Genomic DNA, 2,651 nt, shown 5'->3' on the forward strand with positions numbered 1-2,651 from the left:
GGCGCGGCGGGCGCGGCAGCCAGGGGCAGGGCAGGTTGTGCCGGCGGAGCGGCAGATTCGGCCGGAGCGGCCTTGGCGACACGCGGCTTGCGCACACGCTTCTCGGCGGGCGCGTCGGCGCTGCCGGTTTCGGTCGTAGTGATATCGGACAAGAGCTGGATTCCTCGCTGAGAGGTGCGAGCGCCCGGCAAGGGCGTCAGGATGTTTGGGAAAAGGATTCCGGGTGGGAATACAACCGGAAGACACGGCACGCGAACGCGGCCGGATATGCCGACACTACCACCGGCTTGCGGCAGGGCGCAAGCCGGGCAGGGCGGGGTCATTCATGCGGGCGTGGCCCCGCAGGGCAGCCGGTGGCCCGGCTGCCCGGGTGACTCAGGCGAGGGCCTTGTCGAGCAGGCCCGCAAGCTGCGCCTTGCCGACCGCACCGATCTGCTGGTCGACCTTCTGGCCGTCCTTGAAGACCACCAGGTAGGGGATGGACCGCACCTGGTACTTGATCGCCAGGTCGCGCTGTTCGTCGACATTCACCTTCACGATCTTGGCGCGCCCCTGGTAGGCGTCGGCCAGTTCGTCCAGGGCCGGTGCGATCATCTTGCAGGGGCCACACCACTCGGCCCAGAAGTCCACCAGTACCGGTTCTTTCGAGTCCAGCACCGCGTTCTGGAATTCAGCGGTGCTCACATTTACAACCTTGTCGCTCATCTTGGTCTCTCGATTGGAGTGCACCCGGCCAGGCCGGAGGGTTGAACCTGGGCGCGCCGTACCGGCCCCGCCCGCGTCTGCTGCCTCGTGGTCGCCTGGGCGGCCAGCGGTGCGTCCGGTGGGATGCCTGGACGCTCTCGGGGCGCAGTGTACCCCTATCGAACCCGGGGCACAGTCCCCGGCTGCAACGCTACATCCTGTGACAGGCATCGCGCTTTGCCGGGGGCTTGTCCCAGTAAGTGCGGGTAGGTATGGAGGAGTTCCAGCCAGGTGGCGCGTCCCGTTCAACTGGCGTCAGGCGCGGTGAAATCCGCGCAAAGGGTACGGCGGTCTACCCTGTCTCACGGCGTCCTGCGACGGCAAGCCCGGTTTGGTCTCGACATTGCGCTAAACTGGACCATTCTGCAGCGGCCCGCGTCCCCACCGATCCGGCCCCGGCATTTCCGGCGCAACGGCCGCATGGCGACGCTGCCCTCCAAGATTGCAAGCCTTCCGGCCCGGTGCCGGTGCGGCCTCACCAAGACGGACCCATGAGCGACAAACCGCTGACCGATTTGACCTTCTCCTCCTTCGAGCTGCATCCGGCCCTGCAGGCCGGCCTGGAAGGAGCCGGATTTACCCGCTGCACCCCGATCCAGGCGCTGACCCTCCCGGTCGCGCTGGCCGGTGGCGACGTTGCCGGCCAGGCCCAGACGGGCACCGGCAAGACGCTGGCGTTTCTGGTCGCCGTGGTCAACCGCCTGCTCAGCCGCCCGGCGCTGGCTGATCGCAAACCGGAAGATCCGCGTGCGCTGATCCTGGCTCCGACCCGCGAACTCGCCATCCAGATCCACAAGGACGCGGTGAAGTTCGGTTCGGACCTGGGCCTGCGCTTCGCGCTGGTCTACGGCGGCGTGGACTACGACAAGCAGCGCGAGATCCTGCAGCAGGGCGTGGACGTGATCATCGCCACCCCGGGTCGCCTGATCGACTACGTGAAGCAGCACAAGGTGGTGTCGCTGCATGCCTGCGAGATCTGCGTGCTGGACGAAGCCGACCGCATGTTCGATCTGGGCTTCATCAAGGACATCCGGTTCCTGCTGCGCCGCATGCCCGAGCGCACCACCCGCCAGACCCTGCTGTTCAGCGCCACCCTCAGCCACCGCGTGCTGGAACTGGCGTACGAGCACATGAACGAGCCGCAGAAGCTGGTGGTGGAAGCGGAAACGGTGACCGCCGCGCGCGTGCGCCAGAAGCTCTACTTCCCGGCTGACGAAGAGAAGATTCCGCTGCTGCTGGGCCTGCTGTCGCGCAGCGAAGGCGCGCGCACGATGGTGTTCGTCAATACCAAGGTGTTCGTTGAGCGCGTGGCGCGCTCGCTGGAGAAGGCGGGCTATCGCGTCGGCGTGCTGTCCGGCGACGTGCCGCAGAAGAAGCGCGAAAGCCTGCTCAACCGCTTCCAGAAGGGGCAGCTGGAAATCCTGGTGGCCACCGACGTGGCCGCGCGCGGCCTGCATATCGACGGGATCAAGTACGTCTACAACTACGACCTGCCGTTCGATGCCGAAGACTACGTGCACCGCATCGGCCGTACCGCCCGCCTGGGCGAGGAAGGCGATGCGATCAGCTTCGCCTGCGAACGCTATGCGATGAGCCTGCCGGACATCGAGGCCTACATCGAGCAGAAGATTCCGTCCGAACCGGTGACCAAGGAGCTGTTGACCGCGCTGCCGCGTCCGGAACGCGCACCGGCGGCCCCGGGTGAGGAAGGCGAAGACAACGAAAGCGTCGGGCAGATCTTCCGCGAGGCGCGCGAAGCCCGTGCTGCCGAGGAAGAGCGCCGCGGCGGTGGTCGTGGCGGTCGCTCCGGCAGTGGTGGCGGTCGCGGCGAACGTCGCGATGGCGACCGCAAGCCGCGCGGTCCGCGCAAGCCGCGTCCGGAAGGCGACAAGCCCGCGGTGGCGGCC

2 protein-coding genes are annotated in these 2,651 nt (G+C 67.4%); one reads left to right on the plus strand and one right to left on the minus strand.

All coding sequences use genetic code 11. The features are described from left to right. Positions 1-375: 375 nt before the first annotated feature. On the minus strand, positions 376-705 hold the full coding sequence (gene trxA, locus EGJ34_RS21275) for a thioredoxin (RefSeq protein ID WP_125362394.1): 330 nt from the start codon (positions 703-705) through the stop codon (positions 376-378). Between the two features lie 530 nt (positions 706-1,235). Between trxA and rhlB the strand changes: the two genes are divergently transcribed. Next, on the plus strand, positions 1,236-2,651 hold a 1,416-nt coding region (gene rhlB / locus EGJ34_RS21280; RefSeq protein ID WP_125362395.1), incomplete at its 3' end, for an ATP-dependent RNA helicase RhlB.

Source organism: Stenotrophomonas sp. 278 (assembly GCF_003935715.1).
GTDB lineage: Bacteria > Pseudomonadota > Gammaproteobacteria > Xanthomonadales > Xanthomonadaceae > Stenotrophomonas > Stenotrophomonas maltophilia_AH.